Source organism: Kitasatospora griseola (genome assembly GCF_014648555.1).
GTDB lineage: Bacteria > Actinomycetota > Actinomycetes > Streptomycetales > Streptomycetaceae > Kitasatospora > Kitasatospora griseola.
Map to the genome: position 1 here is coordinate 1 of NZ_BMRI01000004.1, position 21026 is coordinate 21026.

Annotated in this window: 18 protein-coding genes and 1 riboswitch; of the genes, 8 read left to right on the forward strand and 10 right to left on the reverse strand. The window is 72.5% G+C overall.

The window, feature by feature from the left end:
* Positions 1 to 159: 159 nt before the first annotated feature.
* Genes IEZ12_RS06050 through IEZ12_RS06060 form a run of 3 tightly spaced genes read right to left on the reverse strand, consistent with a single transcriptional unit; the run spans position 160 to position 3406 of the window.
* Positions 160 to 1242: a threonine aldolase family protein gene (locus IEZ12_RS06050; protein ID WP_189271139.1), complete on the reverse strand. Its 1083-nt coding sequence runs from the start codon at positions 1240 to 1242 to the stop codon at positions 160 to 162.
* On the reverse strand, positions 1239 to 2009 hold the full coding sequence (locus IEZ12_RS06055; RefSeq protein WP_152645122.1) for an SDR family oxidoreductase: 771 nt from the start codon (positions 2007 to 2009) through the stop codon (positions 1239 to 1241). The genes IEZ12_RS06050 and IEZ12_RS06055 overlap by 4 nt, the downstream gene beginning before the upstream one ends.
* The gene (locus tag IEZ12_RS06060) at positions 2006 to 3406 is read right to left on the reverse strand and encodes a DUF6421 family protein (protein WP_189271140.1); all 1401 of its coding nucleotides are present in this window, start codon (positions 3404 to 3406) and stop codon (positions 2006 to 2008) included. The genes IEZ12_RS06055 and IEZ12_RS06060 overlap by 4 nt, the downstream gene beginning before the upstream one ends.
* Before the next feature lie 372 nt (positions 3407 to 3778).
* Here IEZ12_RS06060 and IEZ12_RS06065 point away from each other — a divergent pair, with 372 nt between their 5' ends.
* Both IEZ12_RS06065 and IEZ12_RS06070 read left to right on the forward strand, forming a co-directional pair.
* Positions 3779 to 4339, forward strand: a complete 561-nt coding sequence (locus IEZ12_RS06065; protein ID WP_189271141.1) for a DUF5134 domain-containing protein — start codon at positions 3779 to 3781, stop codon at positions 4337 to 4339.
* Positions 4340 to 4500: 161 nt separating this feature from the next.
* Complete coding sequence (locus IEZ12_RS06070; RefSeq protein WP_043913011.1) at positions 4501 to 5451, forward strand: M56 family metallopeptidase; 951 nt, start codon at positions 4501 to 4503, stop codon at positions 5449 to 5451.
* 41 nt (positions 5452 to 5492) lie between these two features.
* Here IEZ12_RS06070 and IEZ12_RS06075 read toward each other — a convergent pair whose 3' ends face one another.
* Positions 5493 to 5906 carry a MarR family winged helix-turn-helix transcriptional regulator gene (locus IEZ12_RS06075; protein ID WP_189271142.1) on the reverse strand — a complete coding sequence of 138 codons (414 nt, stop codon included), beginning with the start codon at positions 5904 to 5906 and terminating at the stop codon, positions 5493 to 5495.
* A gap of 88 nt (positions 5907 to 5994) precedes the next feature.
* Between IEZ12_RS06075 and IEZ12_RS06080 the strand changes: the two genes are divergently transcribed.
* Positions 5995 to 7464: an MFS transporter gene (locus IEZ12_RS06080; RefSeq protein ID WP_229847285.1), complete on the forward strand. Its 1470-nt coding sequence runs from the start codon at positions 5995 to 5997 to the stop codon at positions 7462 to 7464.
* Between the two features lie 294 nt (positions 7465 to 7758).
* Here IEZ12_RS06080 and IEZ12_RS06085 read toward each other — a convergent pair whose 3' ends face one another.
* Positions 7759 to 8625, reverse strand: a complete 867-nt coding sequence (locus IEZ12_RS06085; RefSeq protein ID WP_100586757.1) for a Sco1979 family transcriptional regulator — start codon at positions 8623 to 8625, stop codon at positions 7759 to 7761.
* Between the two features lie 418 nt (positions 8626 to 9043).
* Between IEZ12_RS06085 and IEZ12_RS06090 the strand changes: the two genes are divergently transcribed.
* Entirely contained in the window at positions 9044 to 9568 is a 525-nt protein-coding gene (locus IEZ12_RS06090) for an ATP-binding protein (protein WP_229847286.1), read from the forward strand.
* Between the two features lie 213 nt (positions 9569 to 9781).
* Here IEZ12_RS06090 and IEZ12_RS06095 read toward each other — a convergent pair whose 3' ends face one another.
* Positions 9782 to 10021 (reverse strand): DUF397 domain-containing protein, encoded by a 240-nt coding sequence (locus IEZ12_RS06095; RefSeq protein ID WP_100586759.1) that lies wholly within the window; start codon positions 10019 to 10021, stop codon positions 9782 to 9784.
* Between the two features lie 349 nt (positions 10022 to 10370).
* Between IEZ12_RS06095 and IEZ12_RS06100 the strand changes: the two genes are divergently transcribed.
* Positions 10371 to 11270, forward strand: coding sequence for a sirohydrochlorin chelatase family protein (locus IEZ12_RS06100; RefSeq protein WP_229847287.1), 900 nt, complete (start codon positions 10371 to 10373; stop codon positions 11268 to 11270).
* A 93-nt stretch (positions 11271 to 11363) separates the two neighbouring features.
* Here the strand turns inward: IEZ12_RS06100 and IEZ12_RS06105 are convergent, their stop codons facing one another.
* Positions 11364 to 13397 carry a G8 domain-containing protein gene (locus IEZ12_RS06105; RefSeq protein WP_189271143.1) on the reverse strand — a complete coding sequence of 678 codons (2034 nt, stop codon included), beginning with the start codon at positions 13395 to 13397 and terminating at the stop codon, positions 11364 to 11366.
* A 477-nt stretch (positions 13398 to 13874) separates the two neighbouring features.
* Positions 13875 to 14048, forward strand: a riboswitch (cyclic di-AMP (ydaO/yuaA leader).
* Between IEZ12_RS06105 and IEZ12_RS40345 the strand changes: the two genes are divergently transcribed.
* The 3 genes from IEZ12_RS40345 to IEZ12_RS06120 all read left to right on the forward strand — a co-directional run bounded on the left by IEZ12_RS40345 (position 14033) and on the right by IEZ12_RS06120 (position 17667).
* Entirely contained in the window at positions 14033 to 15286 is a 1254-nt protein-coding gene (locus tag IEZ12_RS40345) for a transglycosylase family protein (RefSeq protein WP_308431001.1), read from the forward strand. (Overlaps the previous riboswitch by 16 nt.)
* Positions 15287 to 15483: 197 nt before the next feature.
* A complete protein-coding gene (locus IEZ12_RS06115; RefSeq protein ID WP_373295444.1) occupies positions 15484 to 15621 on the forward strand; it encodes a hypothetical protein in 138 nt (45 codons plus the stop codon).
* A 129-nt stretch (positions 15622 to 15750) separates the two neighbouring features.
* The gene (locus IEZ12_RS06120) at positions 15751 to 17667 is read left to right on the forward strand and encodes an AMP-dependent synthetase/ligase (RefSeq protein ID WP_189271145.1); all 1917 of its coding nucleotides are present in this window, start codon (positions 15751 to 15753) and stop codon (positions 17665 to 17667) included.
* A gap of 61 nt (positions 17668 to 17728) precedes the next feature.
* Here IEZ12_RS06120 and IEZ12_RS06125 read toward each other — a convergent pair whose 3' ends face one another.
* The 3 genes from IEZ12_RS06125 to IEZ12_RS37775 all read right to left on the reverse strand — a co-directional run.
* The gene (locus tag IEZ12_RS06125; protein WP_189271146.1) at positions 17729 to 18751 is read right to left on the reverse strand and encodes a LacI family DNA-binding transcriptional regulator; all 1023 of its coding nucleotides are present in this window, start codon (positions 18749 to 18751) and stop codon (positions 17729 to 17731) included.
* A 25-nt stretch (positions 18752 to 18776) separates the two neighbouring features.
* A complete protein-coding gene (locus tag IEZ12_RS06130) occupies positions 18777 to 20495 on the reverse strand; it encodes a glycoside hydrolase family 13 protein (protein WP_189271147.1) in 1719 nt (572 codons plus the stop codon).
* Between the two features lie 41 nt (positions 20496 to 20536).
* Positions 20537 to 21026: carbohydrate ABC transporter permease (locus tag IEZ12_RS37775; RefSeq protein ID WP_229847288.1), on the reverse strand; the 490-nt coding region annotated here is incomplete at its 5' end.

The following is a 21026-nucleotide window of genomic DNA, read 5'->3' on the forward strand; positions in this document are numbered from 1 at the left end:
CCGCCCCGGGACCGTCCACACAGATGCGTGTCCGGTGCTCCCTGCCGAGCGACCAGTGAACACTACGCCGGATCCGCTCCAGGTGCAAACATGCGCGACGGCCGGCCCGGAAGGAGTCTTCCGAACCGGCCGTCGCGCAGTCGAGCCGAGGGGCCGGGGTCAGGCCTGACGGGCCATCTCCTCCGCGATCGCGGTGGCGAAGGCGTCGATGTCGGCCTCGGTGGTGTCGAAGGCGGCCATCCAGCGGACCTCGCCGGTGTGCTCGTCCCAGAAGTAGAAACGGTAGTGCTTCTGGAGGCGCTCGCTGACCTCGCGCGGGAGGATCGCGAAGACGGCGTTGGCCTGCACGGGGCGGACGACCGTGACGCCGGGGATCTCACGGACGGCGGTCTCCAGGCGGAGGGCCATCGCGTTGGCGTGGCCGGCGTTGCGGAGCCAGAGGTCGCCGGTGAGCAGGGCCTCGAACTGGACCGAGACGAAGCGCATCTTCGAGGCGAGCTGCATCGACATCTTGCGCAGGTACTTGAGGTCGCGGACCTTCTCGGGGTTGAGAACGACCACGGCCTCGCCGAACAGCAGGCCGTTCTTGGTGCCGCCGAAGGAGAGGACGTCGACGCCGGCGTCGGTGGTGAACTCGCGGAACGGGACGCCGAGCGAGGCCGCGGCGTTGGCGAGCCGGGAGCCGTCCATGTGGACGAGCATGCCGCGCTCGTGGGCGTGCTCGCAGATCGCCCGGACCTCGTCGACGGTGTAGAGGGTGCCGAGTTCGGTGGACTGGGTGATGGAGACCGCGAGCGGCTGGGCGCGGTGCTCGTCGCCCCAGCCCCAGGCCTGCTGGTCGATCAGCTCGGGGGTGAGCTTGCCGTCGGGGGTGGCGACGGTGTGGATCTTGATGCCGGCCAGCTTCTCGGGCGCGCCGCACTCGTCGACGTTGATGTGCGCGGTCGCCGCGGCGATCACCGCGCCCCAGCGCGGCAGCAGGGCCTGCAGCGCGACCACGTTGGCGCCGGTGCCGTTGAAGACGGGGAACGCCTCGGCCCGGTCACCGAAGTGGCGGCGGAAGACGGTCTGCAGGTGCTCGGTGTACTGGTCCTCGCCGTAGGCGACCTGGTGGCCGTCGTTGGCGAGGGCTATCGCGGCGAGGATCTCGGGGTGCACGCCGGCGTAGTTGTCGCTGGCGAAGCCGCGCACGGCGGGGTCGTGGTGCCGCACCGCGTCGGTCGGGCCGAAGGGGGTGGTCATCGGGCTGTCAGCCACAGGTGCTGTCCGTTCAGTTCTGCTGCGGGGCGGTCCCAGAGGCCCGCCAGGGTGGTGGCCAGGTCGGCGGTGTCGGTGAAGCCGGCGAACTTGGCGTCCGGCTTCTCGGCGCGCATCTCAGGGCTGACCAGGGCCTTGATGACCAGGATGGCAGCTGCGGCGGTGGGGGTTCCGTCCGCGTCGGTGGTCTCCTTCACGAAGGAGTTCGCCATGGCGAGGGTCCAGGCCTCGGTGGCGGCCTTGGCGGCGGCGTACGCGGCGCCGCCGGCGGTGGGCTTGTGCGCGGCGGCGGCGGAGACCATCGCGTAGCGGCCGGCCGGGCTGCGCAGCAGGGCGGGCTGGAAGGCCAGCGAGGTGTGCTGGAGGGTGCGCACGACGGTGTCGTGCAGGAAGTCCCAGTCGTCTATCCGGCTCTCGAAGAAGGTCTTGCTGCCGCGCCAGCCGCCGACCAGGTGGAACAGGCCGTCGACGTGGCCGTGCTCGGCCTCGAGGTGGTCGGCCCAGTCGTGGACTTCCTGCGGGTCGAGCAGGTCGATGACCTGGCCGGTGATCTGCGCGCCGGGGACGGCGGTGCGGACGCCCTCGACGGCCTTGTCCAGGCGCTGCTGGTCGATGTCGGCGCCGATCACGGTGGCGCCGTCGGCGGCCAGGCGGCGCATGGTGGCCTGGCCGGCGGGGCCGCTGGCTCCGGCGACGGCGATGACCTTGCCGGCCAGCGGGCGGCCGGTCTCGGTACGGGGTGCGGTGGTCACGCGGCGATCTCCTCGACGTCGGCGCTGGTGATGCCCTTGGTGTCGGCGATGACCCGGCTGAGCTTCTTGGACAGGGCTTCGTAGAACATGCTGAGCGGGAACTCGTCGGGGTGGACGGCGTCGCACAGCGCCTTGCGCAGCGCCTTGTCGTCGGCGAGGTCGAGCGGGAGCGCCTCGGGGCCCTTGGCCCAGGTGGAGGCGGGGTGCGGGGTGAGGTACTTGGAGACCAGCTCGTAGGCGGCGATCCAGTGGGCGGTCTTGGGCCGGTCGATGCCCTCGCGGTAGAGGGTCTCGATCTCGGCGCAGAGCTGGTTGGTGACCTCGGCGACGCGCGACCAGTCGATGGTGAGGCGGTTGTCGCGCCAGCGCAGCGCGTCGTGCTTGTGCAGGTAGGCGAAGAGCAGCTGGCCGCCCATGCCGTCGTAGTTGCGGACGCGGTCGCCGGTGACCGGGAAGCGGAACATCCGGTCGAACAGGACGGCGTACTGGACGTCGCGGCCCTGGGTGTAGCCCTCGGCCTCCAGCTTGACCGACTCCTTGAAGGTGTTCAGGTCGCAGCGGAGCTCTTCGAGGCCGTACATCCAGAACGGGCTGCGCTGCTTGATCATGAACGGATCGAAGGGCAGGTCGCCGTGGCTGTGGGTGCGGTCGTGGACCAGGTCCCACAGGACGAAGGTCTGCTGGACGCGGTCCTGGTCCTGGAGCAGGCTCGCGGCGTCGGCGGGGATGTCGAGGCCGAGCTGGCGGACGGCGCTGGTGGAGACGGTGCGGAAGCGGGCGGCCTCGCGGTCGCAGAAGATGCCGCCCCAGGTGAAACGTTCCGGCGCTTCGCGGACGGCCACCGTCTCGGGGAACAGCACCGCGGAGTTGGTGTCGTAGCCGGCGGTGAAGTCGTCGAAGGTGATGCCGAGGTAGCCCGGGTTGTCGAAGCGGGTCTTCTCCAGCTCGGCGATCCACTCGGGCCAGACGACCTTCAGCATGACGGCTTCCAGGTTCCGGTCGGGGTTGCCGTTCTGGGTGTACATCGGGAAGACCACCAGGTGGCCGATGCCGTCGGCGCGGCGCTCCTCGGGCCGGAAGGCCATCAGCGAGTCCAGGAAGTCGGGCTCCCGGTAGCCGGTGTCCGCCCACTTGGCGAGGTCGGCCCGGACGGCGGCGAGGTACTCGGCGTCGTGCGGGAAGTGCGGGGCGAGCTCGGCGACGGCGGCCTGCACGGTCTCGACCAGGGGGTCGACGGTGGGGCGCGGCACGGTCGCGAGGTCGATCGAGCCGTCCTTGGACTGCAGGGGACGGAGGGCCTCGACGGCGTCCTTGAGGCGCAGCCAGGCCGGGTGCCCGGCAAGGTCGGCGGTGGGGGTGTCACCCGCGGCCGCGAGAGTCGGCGAAAGATTCTGCATCACAGGCTCACTTCGACAGGAGTTATTTCGACAAGACCACGTTAAATGCGAAAGGTCTTCCGGCTCAAGGGCAACTTGACGGCGGACACTCCAGTTCGTAGCGCGACCGGTGCCGCTCCCTGACGGGATGGATGAAACGGACAGATCCGGCGTCGCTTCCGGTACGCCCGACCCTGCCCCGCACCCGAACGGCCCGCCACCGGGGGCTTCCGCTCCGTCACCGTCGGCCGCGCGAGGCGCTGCGCCGGGCACCGCTCCACGCCCGGCGCAGGCCCGGCCGCGCCTCGGTGCGCCCCTGTTCACGCCCTGCTGCGCCCGGTCGGGATCGGTGACCGTGGGGTGGCGTGCACATCCGGCCGGAGGGGGAGGGCGATGCACGGTCCGGTGCTGGTGAACTGGCTGCTGGCGGCGCTGGCCATGGGCAGCGGCGGCTACTGCGGGTGGCGGGTGCGGCATGCGCGGCGGGCCGGACGGGCCGCCGCGACGTGCGGGGACGGCCGGTCGGCCCGGCCGGAGTCGGACGTGCTGGAGGCCGCGATGGGTTTGGGCATGGCGGGGATGGCACTGCTGCCGGGCGTGGCCTGGGGCTGGCCGTACGCGCTGCTGGCGGCGGTGCTGCTGGTGGGCGCGCTGGCCGGGCGCGGCGCGGGGCTGCGGGCGCACCGGCTGCACCACGGGATCGGCGCACTGGCGATGGCGTACATGGCGCTGGCGATGGCGGGCGGTCCGCCGGGCGGGCACGCCGGGCACCATGTGGGGCCGGCCGGGCTGCCGGTGGTGACGGGGCTGCTGCTGGTGTACTTCGGCGGGTACGCGCTGTGGGAGGGCAGTCGGGTGATCGCGGCGGGCGGTCCGGCGGTGGCGGCGCCGCTGCCGCGGGCCTGTCGGGCGGCGATGGGCATCGGGATGTTCGCGATGCTGCTGACCATGTGAGCCGCCGGTCGGCCCGGGCGGCTGACGGGCCGTCCGAAACCCTGCGGCGACGTGGTGTTGGTCACTGGACGCGCCCGGCCGTTCCCCGTCGGCGTGAGGCGGCATAGGTTGGGGGGAAGCGCATCGCCGCGCCTCGAATCCCGCCTCGGGGAGCCCCTGCCATGACGGCACTGCTGAGCCTGCTGCTGCTCGGACTGCTGCTCGCCACCGTGGCGCCGAGCCGCCTGGCCCGGGCCCGCTGGCCCGAGCGAGAACCGGTGTTGGCCCTGTTGGTGTGGCAGATGCTGGTGGTCGCGGTGCTGCTGTGCTGCGTACTGAGTCTGCTGCTGGCGAGCGCGGCCGCGTTGCCCGCCTGGCGGGACGTGGTGTTCTCGGGCGCCCCGGACGGAGTGGCGGACGCGTACGGCCTGGCGGGCCGGGAGGGTTGGGGCCGACTGTCGGCGGCGGTGCTGGCGGCGGGCGGGTTGTGGACGGCGCTGTCGCTGGCCCGGGAGATCCGCTCGGCCCGCGCGGAGCGCGGTCACCGCCATGCGCAACTGGTGCGGCGGGCCCCCGAGTTGCCGGCCTCGCTGCTGCCGCGTCGGCGGGCGGCGGCCAAGGAGCCGCTGGTGGTGCTGGAGAACGTCCGGCCGCAGGCCTGGTCGCTGCCGGGGCCGCGGGCCCGGCTGGTGGTGACCACCGGGGCGCTGCAGCAGCTCTCGGACCGGGAGCTGGCGGCGGTGCTGAGCCACGAGCGGGGCCACGTCCGGGCCCGGCACCACTGGTTGGCGCAGTGTGCGCAGGCGCTGGCGACGGGTTTTCCGGGGGTGGAGGTGTTCTCCGCGTTCCGGGACCAGGTGGCGGTGCTGGTGGAGCTGGCGGCGGACGACCGGGCGGCGCGCCGGCACGGGCGGGTGACCACGGCGCTGGCGCTCGCGGAGTTGAACAGCGAGGTGTTCGCGTCCTGCCCGCCGCGGCAGTTGGCGCAGTCCCCCGCCCGGGTGGACCGGCTGCTGCTGGGCGAGCCCCGGCTGCCGCGGCGGGCCCGACTGGCCTGGACGCTGGCGGCACTGGCCGCGCCCGTGACGGCGGCGCTGATCGCGGCCGCGCCCGGACTGTCGACGCTGTTCTGAACCCGGCCGCCCCGGACGCCCGAGGGCGCGCGGCCGCCCGGTCAGTCCGACAGCGTCTCGGCGAGGATCCGGCGGTGCACGGGGCGGGCCCTGCGGTAGCGCTCGCGGCCCTCGTCGGTGAGCGTGATGAAGATGCCGCGGCGGTCGTCCTCGCACATCGAGCGCCGGACCAGGCCGGCCTTCTCCATCCGGGCGACCAGCCGGGAGAACGCGCTCTGGCTGAGGTGCACGCTGCCGGAGAGCACCTGGGCGCGCGAGCCCGACAGGTGCTCCTCCTGCTCGAACTCCCAGAGGCGCTCCAGCAGTTCGAACTCGCTGACGCCGATTCCGAAGGTCTCGCCGAGCTCGCGGTCTATCGCACAGGACGTGGCCGCGTGGCTGGCCAGCACGGCGCGCCACTTCTCGGCCAGCGCAGTCTCCACCGCGGGGTCACGATCCGGATCTAGGTCGGTCACGCCGCCACGTTAGCACATGCGTACGCATCTGTTGCAGCCGCATTAAATGCACTTGCATCCCATGCACATGCATGTAGCGTACGGTGCCATGACCGACACGCGATGGACCCCGCGCATCTGGGGCGCCCTGGTGGTGCTCTGCGCCGCCATGTTCCTGGACGCCCTCGACGTCTCGATGGTGGGCGTCGCCCTGCCCTCGATCGGCGCCGATCTGCATCTCTCCGATTCCGCCCTGCAGTGGGTGGTGAGCGGCTACGTCCTGGGCTACGGCGGTCTGCTGCTGCTCGGCGGCCGTGCCGCCGATCTGCTCGGCCGTCGCCGGGTCTTCCTGATAGCCCTGGCCGTGTTCGCCGGCGCCTCGCTGCTCGGCGGCCTGGTCGACAGCGGCCCGCTGCTGATCGGGGCCCGCTTCCTGAAGGGCATCAGCGCCGCGTTCACCGCCCCGGCCGGCCTCTCCATCATCACCACCACGTTCGCCGAGGGCCCGGCCCGCAACCGCGCGCTGTCCATCTACACCACCTGCTCCGCCGCCGGCTTCTCGCTCGGCCTGGTGATCAGCGGGCTGCTGACGTCGGCCGGCTGGCGGCTGACGTTCCTGATGCCCGTGCCGATCGCGCTGGTCGCCCTGCTCGCCGGCATCAAGCTGCTCCCCCGTCAGCGCGGCGAGCAGCGCACCTCCGGCGGCTACGACGTGGCGGGCGCGATCACCGGCACCGCCGCCGTCCTGCTGCTGGTCTTCACGGTCACGGAGGCGCAGGGCGCGGGCTGGCTGTCGCTGCGCACGCTCGGCTCGCTGCTGCTGGTGGCGGTGCTGGCCGCGGCCTTCCTGCTGATCGAGGGGCGCACCGCGCACCCGCTGGTGCGGCTCGGCATCTTCCGCAACGCGGGCGTCCGCCGGGCGAATCTGACGGCGCTGACGCTGATGGGCTCCTACGCGGGCTTCCAGTTCGTGGCCACGCTCTACCTGCAGCGGCTGCTCGACTGGTCGGCGCTGGAGACGGCGCTCGGCCTGCTGCCCGGCGGCGCGATCGTCGCCTTCTCGGCCGGCTCGGTCAGCCGGCTGCTCGACCGGTTCGGCCCGGAGCGGGTGCTCCCGGTCGGCGTCGCCTCGATGGCCCTCGGCTACGCGCTCTTCCTCCGGCTGGACGAGCACAGCTCCTTCCTCGGCCTGGTGCTGCCGAGCATGCTGCTGATCGGCGCGGGCTTCGCGCTCGGCTTCCCCTCCATCAATGTGGCCGCCACCAACGGCGTGCCGGACGACGAGCAGGGTCTGGCCTCGGGCCTGGTGAACACCTCGCTCCAGGTCGGCGGCGCGATCGTGCTGGCCGTCACCACCGCGGTGCTCACCGCGGGCACCGGCACCGCCACCGACGCGCACGCCCAGCTCGCCGGCTACCGGCCCGCCCTGCTGCTGGTGACGGGCACCACCACGCTCGGGCTGCTGATCGCGCTCACCGGCGCGCTGCGCAGCCCCCGCGCCAAGGCCGCCGCCGAGCCGGTGTCGGTGCCGGACTACCAGTACCGGCCGCTGGAGCAGGCCGTGCTGTCGGAGCGCTGAACACCCGCAGGGCCGGCGCCCGTGAGCCGGGTCCCACGGGCCCGTCGCGCAGGCCTGTGAAGGTCGGGGCCGGCTCCACCAAACCCCCGTGTTGGTGGAGCCGGAATGCCGCCCGGTCCGCGCCCGAAGGGGGCGGGGCCGACGGCGGCGCAGTCACCATGGCAGCTTGCCGGGCCCCGGTCAATCCGGTTCGCCACCCCGATACCGAACTGCGGCCCGGCGGCCGCTGCGCGGGCCGACCTCTGACGTTCCGTCAGTCCCGGTCGGCCCGCGCGGCACCGCCGGGCCCTTTCGTCACTGGTTCTTGAGGATGCCCTGGAGCAGGTCGAGGGTCTGCTGCGGGGTCAGGCTGTCCACGCAGAGCCGCTCCATGACCTGGACGTACTCGTCCACGTCGTCGCGCTTGTCCAGGTACAGCGCACTGGTGAGCTGCTCCAGGTAGACCACGTCCGGCAGGTCCTGCTCGGGGAAGCGCAGCACCGAGAACGCGCCGCTCTCGCCGGCGTGCGCGCCGAACCGGAAGGGCATCACCTGGAGCACCACGCTGGGGAGTTGAGCGAGGTCCACCAGGTGCTCCAGCTGGGCGCGCATCACCTCCGGGCCGCCGACGGGGCGGCGCAGCGCGGCCTCGTCGATGACGGCCCACAGCTTCGGGCCGCGGCCCTCGGTGAGCAGCTTCTGCCGCCGGGCGCGCAGGGCGACGCGGCGTTCGATCTCGTCGTCGGCGAGCGCGGGCCGGTTCTGCGCGAAGATCGCCCGGGCGTACTCGTCGCACTGGAGCAGGCCGGGGACGAACTGCACCTCGTAGGTGCGGATCAGCGCGGCGGCCTCCTCCAGCCCCATGTAGGTCTGGAACCAGTTCGGCAGGACGTCGTTGTAACTGTGCCACCAGCCGGACTTGTTGGCCTCGCGGACCAGGGCGAGCAGGGTCTCCCGCTCCGCGCCGCCGGACAGCCCGTAGAGGCTGAGCAGATCGGCGACGTCACGCTCCTTGAAGGAGACCCGGCCGAGTTCCATCCGGCTGATCTTGGACTCCGAGGCGCGGATCGCGTAGCCGGCGTCCTCCCGGCTGATCGCACAACCCTCGCGGAGCCGGCGGAGCTGGGAGCCGAGGAGGATGCGGCGCACCATCGAGCCCCCACCGGGCTGCACTGTGGTCATCTGACCAAACCTCCACTCGGAAAGACCAGTTGCACAGTCTGCCATCACTTGGACGCACTGAGTGCCGGTAGTGATGCGCTCGGCTACCGGTTCTGATGCGCAGACACCATCTTGCACGTGCATCCGGTGCATGCATATGCCAATCGCACGACTGCACGTGAATCGACTCTTGCATCTGCCGTGAGCGCAGAGGACCATGGTGCACGTGCACTTGCACGCCCTTGGCAACCCCGCGGGCTCCGCGTCGACAGCTTGCGCGATTCCGCACACCCGTCCCGGCAACGCCCGTGCGTCGCTGGGTACTTGCGTGTGCGCGCAACGGTCGGACGCGGCGGCAGAGCGGCCGAGCGAGTCGGAGGTGACCGGCATGACCCCGGTGGGTCCCGCCGTGTCCGCCCCCTTATGGGAGGAGCTCTTCATGAGCACCGGTACGGCCCTGGCGACCGACCCGCATGTGGTCAGCTGCACACTCGCTCCCCGCTTCGAAGCCGTACGCACCGCACGGGAGTTCGCCCGAACCACCCTCGAGGACTGGGGCCTCGGCGACCTCTTCGACGATGTCGCCCTGGTGGCTTCGGAGTTGGTGACCAACGCGCTGCGGCACGCACTCGGCCAGCGCGAGCCGTCCCGGGTGCCGACCCAGATCGCTCCGCAGCTGGCGGTCGGTTCGCTGCCGATCCGGATCAGCCTGGTGCACCGGGCCCCGCAGGTGGTGTGCGCGGTGAGCGACCCGTCCAGCGCCGGCCCGGTCGCCCGGGAGGCCGACTTCGTGGCGGAGTCCGGTCGCGGCCTGCACCTGGTGGACTCCTTCTCCCGCTCCTGGGGCTGGCACCCGCTGGCGGGCGCGGGCAAGGTGGTGTGGGCGCTGTTCGACGCCCGCGGACCGGAGACGGCGGCCGAACCCCCGCTGCCGAACCTCGGCCGACACCGCCGCTCCGCCTGATCGTCACTCCCCTTTGCTTCTGCGCACTTCTGCGTACTTCTGCGCCCGGAAGGCCGACCGCACCGCCCACCGCCACCGACCCATCAGGTCGAACGGGGTCGGCCGGGTCGAACAGCCCGACACCCCGAGCAGGCCGGCCGGGAAGCCCGGAAAACACGAAGGCCGTCGTGGGATCTCCCACGACGGCCCGGGGGCACCGTCCCTGACATACCGTCAGAGCGCGGTGCCCAGGTGGTCGAACTCCCCGTCCTTCACGCCGAGCAGCATCGCGTCGATCTCCGCGCGGGTGTAGACCAGCGCCGGCCCGTCGGGGAAGCGCGAGTTGCGCATCGCGACGCCGCCCCCCGGCAGCGCGGCGAACTCCACGCAGTTCCCCTTCGAGTTGCTGTACCGGCTCTTCTGCCAGACCACGTCGAGGTCCGCCGCCGCGATGCCGTTGTACGCCTCACCCATTGATTTCTCCCCAGACCCTGGTGAATGCCTCACTTGACGTGATGATAGCTCGGCTGCACGTGCATCAGCATGGGAAATATCCCGTGCAGAAGACCGTGCCGATGCCGCCACCAAGTCTTCACAGCGCCGCAATTGACGGTGCGTAAGCGGACACAGCCGAGCAAATCGACCATCGCCCCATGACCGTCCGCACACGCCCGTCAGCACGTTGTCGATCATCAACGCCCGGTCCCACGCCTCACAGCCAGTCACAACTCGCGCTGTGATGACCGTCACTTCCCGGCGGAAAGCCGCCCGCTGCCGGTATCCGGCTGCAAGGCACGCTGGGCAATGTCCTACGATCTGGCCCATGAGCACCGCAGCCATCCCGGGCGCGCCACTGCCCGTCCGTACGCCAGGCTCCCGTGCGCGGGGGCGCCACCGCCGTCCCGAGCGCCCCGAGATCATGGCCGGTTCGCCTGCCCTGGTGCTGGCGGTTCCGGCCGTCGCCGGGCCGGAGACCCGCCCGGTCGTCGACGAGCTGCTGTCCGTCGTGCGCGGCGACCAGCCGGGCATCGAGGTGACGGCCGCCTACCTGGGCGGCGAGGACGCTCCGACGGTGGCCGAACTGCTGGGCGCGGCGGCCGAGGCCGGCCTGGCCGCGCCGGTGGTGCTGCCGCTGGTGCCGGGTCCGCACGAGTTCCTGACGGAGCTGCACAAGGCGGCCGCCGAGACCGGCGCCCAGGTGCTGGACCCGCTGGGCCCGCACCCGCTGCTGGCCGAGGCGGTGCACGTGCGCCTCTCCGAGGCGGACCTGGCCCGCGCCGACCGCGCCCGACTGTTCGCGATCGCCACCGCCGCCGACGGCGTGGTGCTGACCACCACCGGTGGTGAGGAGGCCGCGGCCGCGGCCGGCATCACCGGCGTGCTGCTGGCCGCCCGGCTCGCCGTGCCGGTGGTCCCGGCCGCGCTGGACGTGCCCGGTTCGGTCGCCGCGGCTGTCAACCACCTGAAGGCCACCGGCTGCGAGCGCCCGGCGCTGGCCCCGCTGGTGATCGGCCCGGAGGCCGACCCGGAGCTGCTGGCCGCGGCCGCCGAGGAGACCGGCTGCCCGAGCGCCGCCCCGATCGGCGCCTACCCGACGGTGGCCCAGCTGATCGCCTCCAGCTACCTGGCGGCGCTCCCCGAGCCCACTCAGGAGCAGTTGGAGGCCGCCGAGGCCGCCGCCGCCGAGCAGCGCACCACGCCGGGGGCGCACGCGGCGCGCTGACGCGCCGTCCTATGGACCGCGACGGGCGGGAGCAGCGCATCGACGCGCTCCCGCCCGTCGCAGTCTTTCCCCTCCTGCCGGGAGGGGGAGCGCTCAGCCGGTGACGCGCCCGGTCCGCGGCGCGCTGTCGGCGAACTTCAGCGCGGGCAGGGCGACCTGACGGGGCGGGGTGGGCGCGGTCGCGGGGCTGGTGGCGGCGTTCCACGGCCCGGCCGCGAGCCCGGGGGCGGGTTTGCCGAGCGCGACGGCCGCCGACTGCCCGGCTTTGCGGAACAGGATCTGCTTGGGGGCGGGCGCGTCCGGGTCGAGCCACAGTTCGGGGCCGTCGCCGAACTCGCAGTCCAGCACCGCGATGTCGTCGGGCTTGCCCTCGGCGGTGGCCCGGAACGCCACGCCGGCCTTGCGGTAGCCGGTGAGCCGGCTGCGGCTCAGGGTGACCTGCTCGCCGTCGAGTTGGTGCTTGAGGGTGGCCACGGCGTAGTCGGACTGCCCGGCCGCGTCGATCAGCAGCCCGTCGAACACGGTGCCCTTGTCGCGGCCGAGCGCGTGGACGGCGATCCCGCCGGCGGCGTTGCCGTACAGCACCGAGGCGCGGTACCCGAAGTCGTTCAGGTAGGCGCCGTGCTCGATGCCCCAGCCGCCGTTGTGGTAGGCGGCGAACCCGGTGACGGTGTGCGGGTGTTCGGAGTTCTGCCAGACGAAGATGCCGTCCTCCAGGTTGTTGTGCGCCAGGCAGTTCTCGAACGTCCACACCCCCTCGCTGTTCTCCGGCCACTCGTACCCGGACGCACCGGTGGCGCCCTGCACGCCGACGGCCACGCAGTCCCGGGCCGTGGAGCCGGTGCCCGCGCCGAGGCTGAAGCCGGTCAGCCGGTAGCCGCGCGGGTTGGGCTCGTACACGGTGCGGGAGGCGACGCACCCCAGGTAGGCGATGTCGTCGGACGGGATCTGCGGGGTGCGGGTGTCGGTGGGGCCGTCCCACCAGTACGCGTCCTCCCAGGTCTGGTGGGAGATGCAGCCGCGGAAGGTGATGCCGTGGCTGTTGTGCGGCACGAACGCGTGACTGCCGGCGTCGCGGACCACCACCCCCTCGACCACCGTGCCGCGCGAGGTGTCCAGCAGCATGTGGAAGTGCAGCCCGTACCGGCCGAGCACCGGCTCGGTGACGGGCTGCCCGTTCCAGCTCTCCTTCCCGGCCGCGCGCGGCCCGACCCGGCGCAGCGCGGCGTGCCGGAGGTCGGCCGGGCGGCTGGACGTCAGGTGAACGTGCGCCCGGCCCTGCTCGGTGCCTTCGACCCGGACGTTGCGGGTCAGGTTGAGCACCTCCGCGCCGAACACCGCGCCGCCGCCGACGCTCACCCGCGGGTGGGCGTGCTGGAGCGGCGCGGTGAGGGTGACGGTCCGGCCGTCGATCCGTTGGACCGTCACCAGGTCGTAGGAGGTGGAGAAGTCCGCGGCGTCGGGCGGGGCGGTCGGGGTGACGGCGAGTTCGTCGCCCGCCTGCCAGCCCTCGGGGTCGGCGGCCAGTCGCACCGCGGTCTCGCCGGCCTTCAACTCGGCGGCGGCGCGCACCCAGGCGGTGCGGGGTGCGCCGTCCAGCCGGAGGTAGCCGCTGCCGGTGACCCACAGGCCGGTGTCGGTGTCGACGACGGTCATGCCGCCGCCCTGGAAGCGGTGTTCGTCGATGTCGGGGAAGCGCAAGGTGTGGGTATGCGCCGGGTCGGGCGTGAGGGCCAGGACGCCACGGACTTCGACGTTGCCCCCACTCTCCAACGTCAGCGACCGGTCCTTGGCGAACACCAGCGAGCCGCCGGTGTCGATCAGCAGCGAGCCGACCCGGGCGTCGGCGTCCAGCACCACCTTGTCGGTGATCCGCACGGCGCTCCCCGGCCCGGGCAACCTGCCACCCCACCCCTTGGCGTCCGACCACTTCCGCCCGCTCTCGTCCAGCGCCGCCGGAGCCGCCGTCGGCGGCGGGCCCGCCGCCGTCACCGCCGCCCCGGCCAGCGACTGCCGCAGCGCCACTCCCCCGCCGACCGCCGTCACCGTCCCGACGGCCAGCCAGGTCAGCATCCGCCGCCGCCCCAGCAGCGGCCGCCGGTGCCGCCCGTTCTCCCACTGCTCCACGATGGCCGCCTCCCGAACACCCGCAGGGACTCCGAATCGTCGGGGGCAGCATAGGCGGCGGGCCTGACGGATATCGGCGACTTCGGCGACGGTTAAGCATTCTGACGTATCGTCATTCGTCAGTTCGACAGAAATGTCAGCGGACGGAATTTCACCACCCGTCGCCGGGAGTCGGACAGATCGGTTCAAATCACCCGACTGACGTGATCACAAATGCCTCCAAGGCGAACAATTGCTCACGAAGCGGCATACCACCCCAAATCGGACACAAGATCACCAATTCCCTGACGGCGCAGCAGTTCTCGCAGCACGTAGCGGATTTCGCCAGGAATTCCTTGATCGTCTTTCCGGGAGCAGCGAAACCCGTCACGGAAATTTGCTAATCGTCCTTAAATCCGCTTAATCTCCTGCCCACGTTCGTGGACACACGGACCCAGCTCACCCGGAACGCCGAGTCCTGCCGCCGGGTGCGCCGGCTCATGCGAAACGCACCGCGGCAGGGGCGGGGGAACCAGGTAAGTCGCCCTGGGGCGGTCCTGACGGACCGGTCCGGGGCTAGGGGTGAAGCCGGGCGCGCCGAGAGGTGCGCGCGGCCGGGCAACTCCAGCCCGAATCCGACAGCTCACCTCGCAGGCGTGGGAGAGGAACGCATCTTCATGCTGCCCGTCAGCGCCAAGCGCGCCCGCCGTCTGATCGCCACCACCGGTGTCGTGGGCATCGGCCTCACCGTCCCCGGCCTCGCGGCCGGCACCGCCTCCGCCGCCTCGGTGGCCACCTGGGACAAGGTCGCCCAGTGCGAGTCCAGCGGCAACTGGTCCATCAACACCGGCAACGGCTTCTACGGCGGCCTCCAGTTCACCGCCTCCACCTGGGCCGCCTTCGGCGGCACCGCGTTCGCCCCGCGCGCCGACCTGGCCACCAAGGACCAGCAGATCGCCGTCGCCGAGAAGGTGCTGGCCTCGCAGGGCCCCGGTGCCTGGCCGGTGTGCTCGGTCCAGGCCGGTCTGACCAAGGGCGGCGCCGCCCCGCAGGTCGACACCTCCGCGGGCTCCACCGCTGCCAAGCCGTCGCAGGACACCGCGCCGAAGCCGGCCCAGCCGCAGGTCCAGCAGGCCCCGAAGCAGGCCCAGCCCCAGCAGCAGCGCCAGCAGGCCCGGCCGCAGGCCCAGCAGGCCCCCCAGGCCTCCGGCAGCTACACCGTGGTGGCGGGCGACTGGCTGTCCGCCATCGCCCAGCGCCAGAACGTCGAGGGCGGCTGGGAGAAGCTGTACGAGCTGAACCGCTCCGTCCTCGCCGAGGGCCCGGACATGATCTACCCGGGTCAGCAGCTGGCGCTCGGCAACGTCGCCGTCGCCCAGGCTCCGGCCAAGCAGTCCGCGCCGGCCGGCAAGTCCTCGTCCAACGGCTCGAACCGGACGACCGACGCCCCGGCGCCGAGCACCCCGGCCCCGGCCAAGCCGAGCACCCCCGCGAAGCCCGCCGCCACCACCACGACCACCGCCGCCACCAGCACCGCCGTCAAGGCGACCGGCTCGAAGGCCGCGGCGATCGACTTCGCGCTGTCCAAGGTCGGCCAGCCGTACATCTACGGCGGCACCGGCAACGGCGGCTGGGACTGCTCGGGCCTGACCCAGGCGGCGTTCCGCCAGGCCGGCATCAGCCTGCCGCGCGTCGCCGCGGACCAGGCCGACTACTCGACCCGGGTCTCGCTGAACAGCCTGCAGCCGGGCGACCTGCTGTTCTGGTCGAACAACGGCGCCAACTCGGGCGTCTACCACGTGGCGATCTACATCGGCGACGGCAAGTACGTCGAGGCCGCCAACCCGAAGTCCGGTGTGCGGACCGAGACCATCGCCAACTGGGCGCCGGACTTCGCCGGTCGGGTCTGACACCCGGAAGCCCCCGCCGCACGCACCGCACGGTGAACGCCACTGCCCTCGGAGACCCTGGTCGGCTCCGGGGGCAGCGGCCTGTTCTCGGCCGGAAGCGGTAGCGAGACCGCCGAGACCGGGGAGCGGTGCGATGGCGAAGGTGACGATCACGCTGGAGGGCGGACCTCGCGCTGGAGGTGATGATGCGCCTCGGGGTGAGCAGCCCGCAGGACGCGGTGGAGCTGCTGGTGCGCGACTACCTGTCCACCGGTCGGCGCACCCAGGCGCGGACCGGCGGCAGCCGGGACGGCGAGCGGTTCGCCGGCCCGGCGCCGTCCGTCGAGGAGGGCTGACCGACCTGGCGGGCGGGGCCGGTCGGCGGCACGTCAAATCCTGTTACTGTCAAGGAACTTACCGTCTAGTAAGTTCGCGGCCGAGTCCCTACCCTGGGCGGACCCCCACCCACCCAAGGGAGTTCGCCGATGGCACACCCCCTCGCCCGGGCCGCCCGCGCCGAGCATCTGCGCGACCGTGCGCCCGTCGAAGTCCTGCGCTCCGACGGCCGGGTCGTCGAAGCCCGCACCCCGCACCTGGTGCCGCCGCCGGACGCCGGCAGCCTCGCCGACCTGCCGTTCCGCAACGCCGAGCAGGCGCCGGACGCCGAGGTGCTGACCAGGCGCCGACCGGACGGCGGCTGGCAGCAGGTGACGGCCCGGCAGTTCGCCGAGCAGGTGGCGGCGACCGCCCGCGGACTGATCGCCGCCGGGGTCCGGCCCGGCGGGCGGATCGTCCTGATGTCGCGCACCCGCTACGAGTGGACGCTGCTGGACTTCGCGGCCTGGGCGGCCGGCGCGTCCGTGGTGCCGGTGTACCCGACCTCCGCGATCGAGCAGGCCGAGTGGATCCTCCGCGACTCCGGCGCGGTGCTGGCGGTCGCGGAGGACGCCGGCACCGCCGAGGTGCTGACGGTGGCGATCGCCCGCACCGGCGGCACGGTGCCGCTGTGGCGGCTGGACGAGGACGCCGTCGCCGCCCTCAGCGAGCTCGGCAGGTCCGTCCCCGCCGGGGAGGTGGAGCGGCGCAGGAAGGCGCTCGGCCCGGACAGCGAGGCCACCCTGATCTACACCTCCGGCACCACCGGACGCCCCAAGGGCTGCCTGCTCACCCACGCCAACTTCCTCACCGAGGCGGCGAACTGCCACGCCCTGCTGGAGCCGGTGTTCACCGCCGCCACCGGCGAGACGCCGTCCACCCTGCTGTTCCTGCCGCTGGCCCACGTGCTGGGCCGGATGATCCAGGTGACCTGCGTCTTCGGCCGGATCCGGTTCGGCCACAGCCCCTCCCTGAAGCCCGACGAGCTCCGGCCCGACCTGGCCGCGTTCGGCGCGACCTTCCTGGTCGGCGTGCCCTATCTGTTCGAGAAGATCCACCAGTTGGGCCGGGCCGAGGCGCAGGCGAAGGGCGCGGTGCGGGTCTTCGACCGGGCGGCGGAGGTCGCGGTGCGCCACGCCCGCGCCGAACTGGCCGCGCTGGCGGGCGAGGGCGGCCCCGTGCCGCTGTCGCTGCGCCTCGCGCACCGCCTGTACGACGCGCTGGTGTACCGCCGGGTGCGGCAGGCGATGGGCGGCCGGATCCGGTACGCGATCAGCGGCGGCTCCTCGATCGACCCGGAGCTGCTGCTGTTCTTCGCCGGCGCGGGCGTGCTGGTGTACGAGGGCTACGGGCTGACCGAGACCACCGGCCCGTCCACCGTGAACCCGCCGCTGCGGCCCCGCCCGGGCACCGTCGGCCCGCCGGTGCCGGGCAGTGCGGTGCGGATCGCCGAGGACGGCGAGGTGTTCCTGAGCGGCGGCCAGGTCTTCGACGGCTACTACGAGTTGGGGGCGGAGCCGGCCGAGCGGGAGCAGTGGTTCGCCACCGGCGACCTGGGGCGGCTGGACGAGGACGGCTACCTGACCATCACCGGCCGCAAGAAGGAGATCCTGGTGACCTCCGGCGGCAAGAACGTCTCCCCCGGCCCGCTGGAGGACCGGCTGCGCGCCCACCCGCTGATCAGCCAGGCGCTGGTGGTCGGCAACGGCCGCCCGTACGTGGGCGCGCTGCTCACCCTGGACCCGGAGGCGGTGGAGCAGTTCCTGCGGCAGCAGCAGCCGACGCCGGCCGCGACGACGGTCGACGTGAGCAGCGCCGTCCCGGCCCACCCCGCCGTGCTGGCGTCGCTCGCCGAGGCGGTGCAGGCCGTCAACTCGACCGTCTCGCGCGCCGAGTCGATCCGCCGGGTGCGGGTGGTCGGCGGCGACTTCACCGAGGAACGCGGCCTGCTCACCCCGTCGCTGAAGGTCCGCCGGCAGGCCGTCAGCACCGCCTACCGGCGCGACATCGAGCAGCTCTACGGCTGAAACGCCGCCGCGGCCCCCGCTCCACCATCGAGCGGGGGCCGCGAGCGCCGCGGAACACCCGTCAGTTGCGCGGACCCGACCCGGTGGAGCCGCGCATCACCAGCTCCGGCTGGAACATGAACTCGGAGCGCTGCCCCGGGTTTCCGCCGACCTCCTCCAGCAGGGCGTCGACGGCGGCGGTGGCCATCGCCTCGACCGGCTGGCGGACGGTGGTCAGCGGCGGTTCGGTGAACGCGATCAGCGGCGAGTCGTCGAACCCGACCACCGAGACGTCCTGCGGCACCGACAGGCCCCGTTGGCGCACCGCGCGGATCGCGCCGAGCGCCATCATGTCCGAGCCGCAGACGATCGCGGTGCAGCCCTTGTCGAGCAGCGCCTGGGCGGCGGCGTGCCCGCCCTCCACGCTGAACAGGGTGTGGTGGACCAGCTCCGCGGCCTCGTCGGCGGTGCGCCCGGTGAGCTGCTGGAGCGCGGCGGTGAAGCCCTCGATCTTGCGCAGCACGGGGACGAACCGCTTCTGGCCGACCGCCAACCCGATCCGGTCGTGGCCGAGTTCGACCAGGTGCTGGACGGCCATCCACATCGCGGCCCGGTCGTCCGGGGAGATGAACGGCGCGGCGATCTTCTCGCTGTAGCCGTTGATCAGCACGAACGGGACCTGGCGGCCCGACAGCTTGGCGTACCGGTCGTGGTCCGCGGTGGTGTCGGCGTGCAGTCCGGAGACGAACACGATGCCGGCCACGCCGCGTTCCACCAGCATCTCCACGAGTTCGTCCTCGGTGGAGCCGCCCGGAGTCTGGGTGCACAGCACCGGCGTGTAGCCGTGCCGGCTGAGCACCTGCTCGATGACCTGGGCGAGTGCCGGGAAGATCGGGTTGCTGAGCTCCGGAGTGATCAGGCCGATCAGCCCGGCGCTGCGCTGGCGCAGGCGGGTGGGTCGCTCGTAGCCGAGCACGTCCAGCGCGGCCAGCACCGTCTGCCGGGTGGTCGCGGAGACGCCCGCCTTACCGTTGAGAACGCGGCTGACGGTGGCCTCACTGACCCCCGCCTGCGCCGCGATGTCGGAGAGTCGCGCCGTAGTCACGATCCCAGAGCCTATTGCAACCACCTCAGACCGCCCACCACGCGGTGCTGTCGGCCGGGAGTTCGGCCTGCTCGGACTCCGCCACGGCCGCCGAGGACAGCAGCAGCCGGCCGGGCGCGGGAACGGTGACGCTCTCCCCGGTGACGTTCACGGTGCACACGAACGACCCCTCGGCCGACTCGCGACGGAACATCAGCACGCCCTCGGGGGCGGCCAGCCACTCGACCTCGGTGCCGGCCCCGAGCGCGGGCTGCGCGCGGCGAACGGCCAGCGCGGAGCGGTACAGCTCCAGCGTCGACGTCGGGTCACCGGTCTGGACCTCCACCGACAGCTCGGCCCAACTGGCGGGCTGCGGCAGCCAGCTCGGGCCGCCGGCCGTCGGGCCGAAGCCGTACGGCGCCTCGGCGCCGGACCACGGGATCGGCACCCGGCAGCCGTCGCGGTAGCCGTCCTGGCCGGCCTGCCGGAAGAACGACGGGTCCTGGCGGACCTCGTCGGGCAGGTCGGTGACGTCCGGCAGGCCGAGCTCCTCGCCCTGGTAGATGTACGCGGAGCCGGGCAGCGCGAGCATCAGCAGGGAGGCGGCGCGGGCCCGGCGCAGGCCGAGCTCGCGGTCGCCGGCGGTGCGGATCTGGGTGCCCAGGCCAGGCTCGTTGGCGAACCGGGTGGCGTGCCGGGTGACGTCGTGGTTGGACAGCACCCAGGTGGTGGGGGCCTGCACCGGGCGCATCGAGTCGAGCGACAGGTCGATCACCTCGCGCAGCTTCGCCGCGTCCCAGTCGGTGCCCAGGTACTGGAAGTTGAACGCCTGGTGCAGCTCGTCGGGGCGGACGTAGTTGGCGGTGCGCTGGACGGTCGGGGTCCAGGCCTCGGCGACGCCGATCCGGTCGCCGGGGTACTCGTCGAGGATCCTTCGCCAGCTGCGGTAGATGGCGTGCACGCCGTCCTGGTCGAAGAACGGCATGACGTCGTTGCCGAGCAGCTTCAGCTGGTCGCGGCTGCCGAGGTCGGGCAGGCCGGGGGCCTTGACCAGGCCGTGGGCGACGTCGATCCGGAAGCCGTCGACGCCCATGTCGAGCCAGAACCGCAGGATCGAGCGGAACTCGTCGGCGACCGCGGGGCTGTCCCAGTTGAAGTCGGGCTGCTCCGGGGCGAACAGGTGCAGGTACCACTCGCCGGGGGTGCCATCGGGGTTGTCGCTGCGCGTCCAGGCCGGGCCGCCGAAGATGGACTCCCAGTCGTTCGGCGGGAGTTCGCCGTTCTCGCCCTTGCCGGGGCGGAAGTGGTAGCGCTCGCGCAGCGGGGAGCCGGGGCCCTCGCGCAGCGCCCGCTGGAACCACTCGTGCTGGTCCGAGGAGTGGTTGGGGACCAGGTCGACGATGATCCGCAGGCCCAGCTGGTGGGCGTCGCGGATCAGCCCGTCGGCGTCCAGCAGGGTGCCGAACATCGGGTCGACGGCGCGGTAGTCGGCGACGTCGTAGCCGGCGTCGGCCTGCGGGGAGGCGTAGAACGGCGAGAGCCAGACCGCGTCCACGCCGAGGTCGCGCAGGTAGGGCAGGCGGCTGCGGATGCCGGGCAGGTCGCCCATGCCGTCCCCGTTGCCGTCGGCGAAGCTCCGCGGGTACACCTGGTAGATGACCGCGTCCCGCCACCAGCCGCCTCTGGAGGCCCCGGTGGTCGCAGCAGTCGTCCGAGCGGCGGGAACGGCGGCGGGCCGGGAGGCGTCGGCCAGGTTCTGGGTCATTGGACAGTCATCCCTTGGGTGCTGTGGAAGGTGACGGAGGTTCAGGACTTCGCCGCGCCGGCCGTCAGACCGGTCACCAGGTGACGCTGCACCAGGTAGAAGACGACCGCGGCGGGGATGGCGATGAGCACCGAGGTGGCGGCCATCAGCTGCCACTGGTGGTCGTGCTCGCTGACGAATGAGGCCAGGCCGACCGCCAGCGTGTACTTGCTGGACGAGAGCATGAAGGTGGAGGCGAAGGCGACCTCGCCCCACGCAGTGAGGAAGGAGTAGAACGCGGCCACCGCCAGGCCCGGGCGGGCCAGCGGCAGGATCAGCCGCCAGAAGGCGCCGAACGGCGACAGCCCGTCGACCCGGCCGGCCTCGTCGATCTCCACCGGGATGGTGTCGAAGTAGCCCTTCAGCAGCCAGGCGCAGTACGGCACGGTGGTGGTCGCGTAGACCAGGATCAGACCGGTGTAGCTGTCCAGCATCTGCAGGTTGGACAGGATGTAGTACATCGGCACGATCAGCACGGCGATCGGGAACATC

Bases quoted from the DNA above. Each gene is read 5' to 3' on its own strand.
- IEZ12_RS06085 (WP_100586757.1), bottom strand. From the start codon at position 8,625: ATGACCACAGTGCAGCCCGGTGGGGGCTCGATGGTGCGCCGCATCCTC.
- IEZ12_RS06130 (WP_189271147.1), bottom strand. From the start codon at position 20,495: ATGACCCAGAACCTGGCCGACGCCTCCCGGCCCGCCGCCGTTCCCGCC.
- IEZ12_RS06120 (WP_189271145.1), top strand. From the start codon at position 15,751: ATGGCACACCCCCTCGCCCGGGCCGCCCGCGCCGAGCATCTGCGCGAC.
- IEZ12_RS06090 (WP_229847286.1), top strand. From the start codon at position 9,044: ATGAGCACCGGTACGGCCCTGGCGACCGACCCGCATGTGGTCAGCTGC.
- IEZ12_RS06050 (WP_189271139.1), bottom strand. From the start codon at position 1,242: ATGACCACCCCCTTCGGCCCGACCGACGCGGTGCGGCACCACGACCCC.
- IEZ12_RS06100 (WP_229847287.1), top strand. From the start codon at position 10,371: ATGAGCACCGCAGCCATCCCGGGCGCGCCACTGCCCGTCCGTACGCCA.
- IEZ12_RS06060 (WP_189271140.1), bottom strand. From the start codon at position 3,406: ATGCAGAATCTTTCGCCGACTCTCGCGGCCGCGGGTGACACCCCCACC.
- IEZ12_RS06065 (WP_189271141.1), top strand. From the start codon at position 3,779: ATGCACGGTCCGGTGCTGGTGAACTGGCTGCTGGCGGCGCTGGCCATG.
- IEZ12_RS06070 (WP_043913011.1), top strand. From the start codon at position 4,501: ATGACGGCACTGCTGAGCCTGCTGCTGCTCGGACTGCTGCTCGCCACC.
- IEZ12_RS06095 (WP_100586759.1), bottom strand. From the start codon at position 10,021: ATGGGTGAGGCGTACAACGGCATCGCGGCGGCGGACCTCGACGTGGTC.
- IEZ12_RS06080 (WP_229847285.1), top strand. From the start codon at position 5,995: ATGACCGACACGCGATGGACCCCGCGCATCTGGGGCGCCCTGGTGGTG.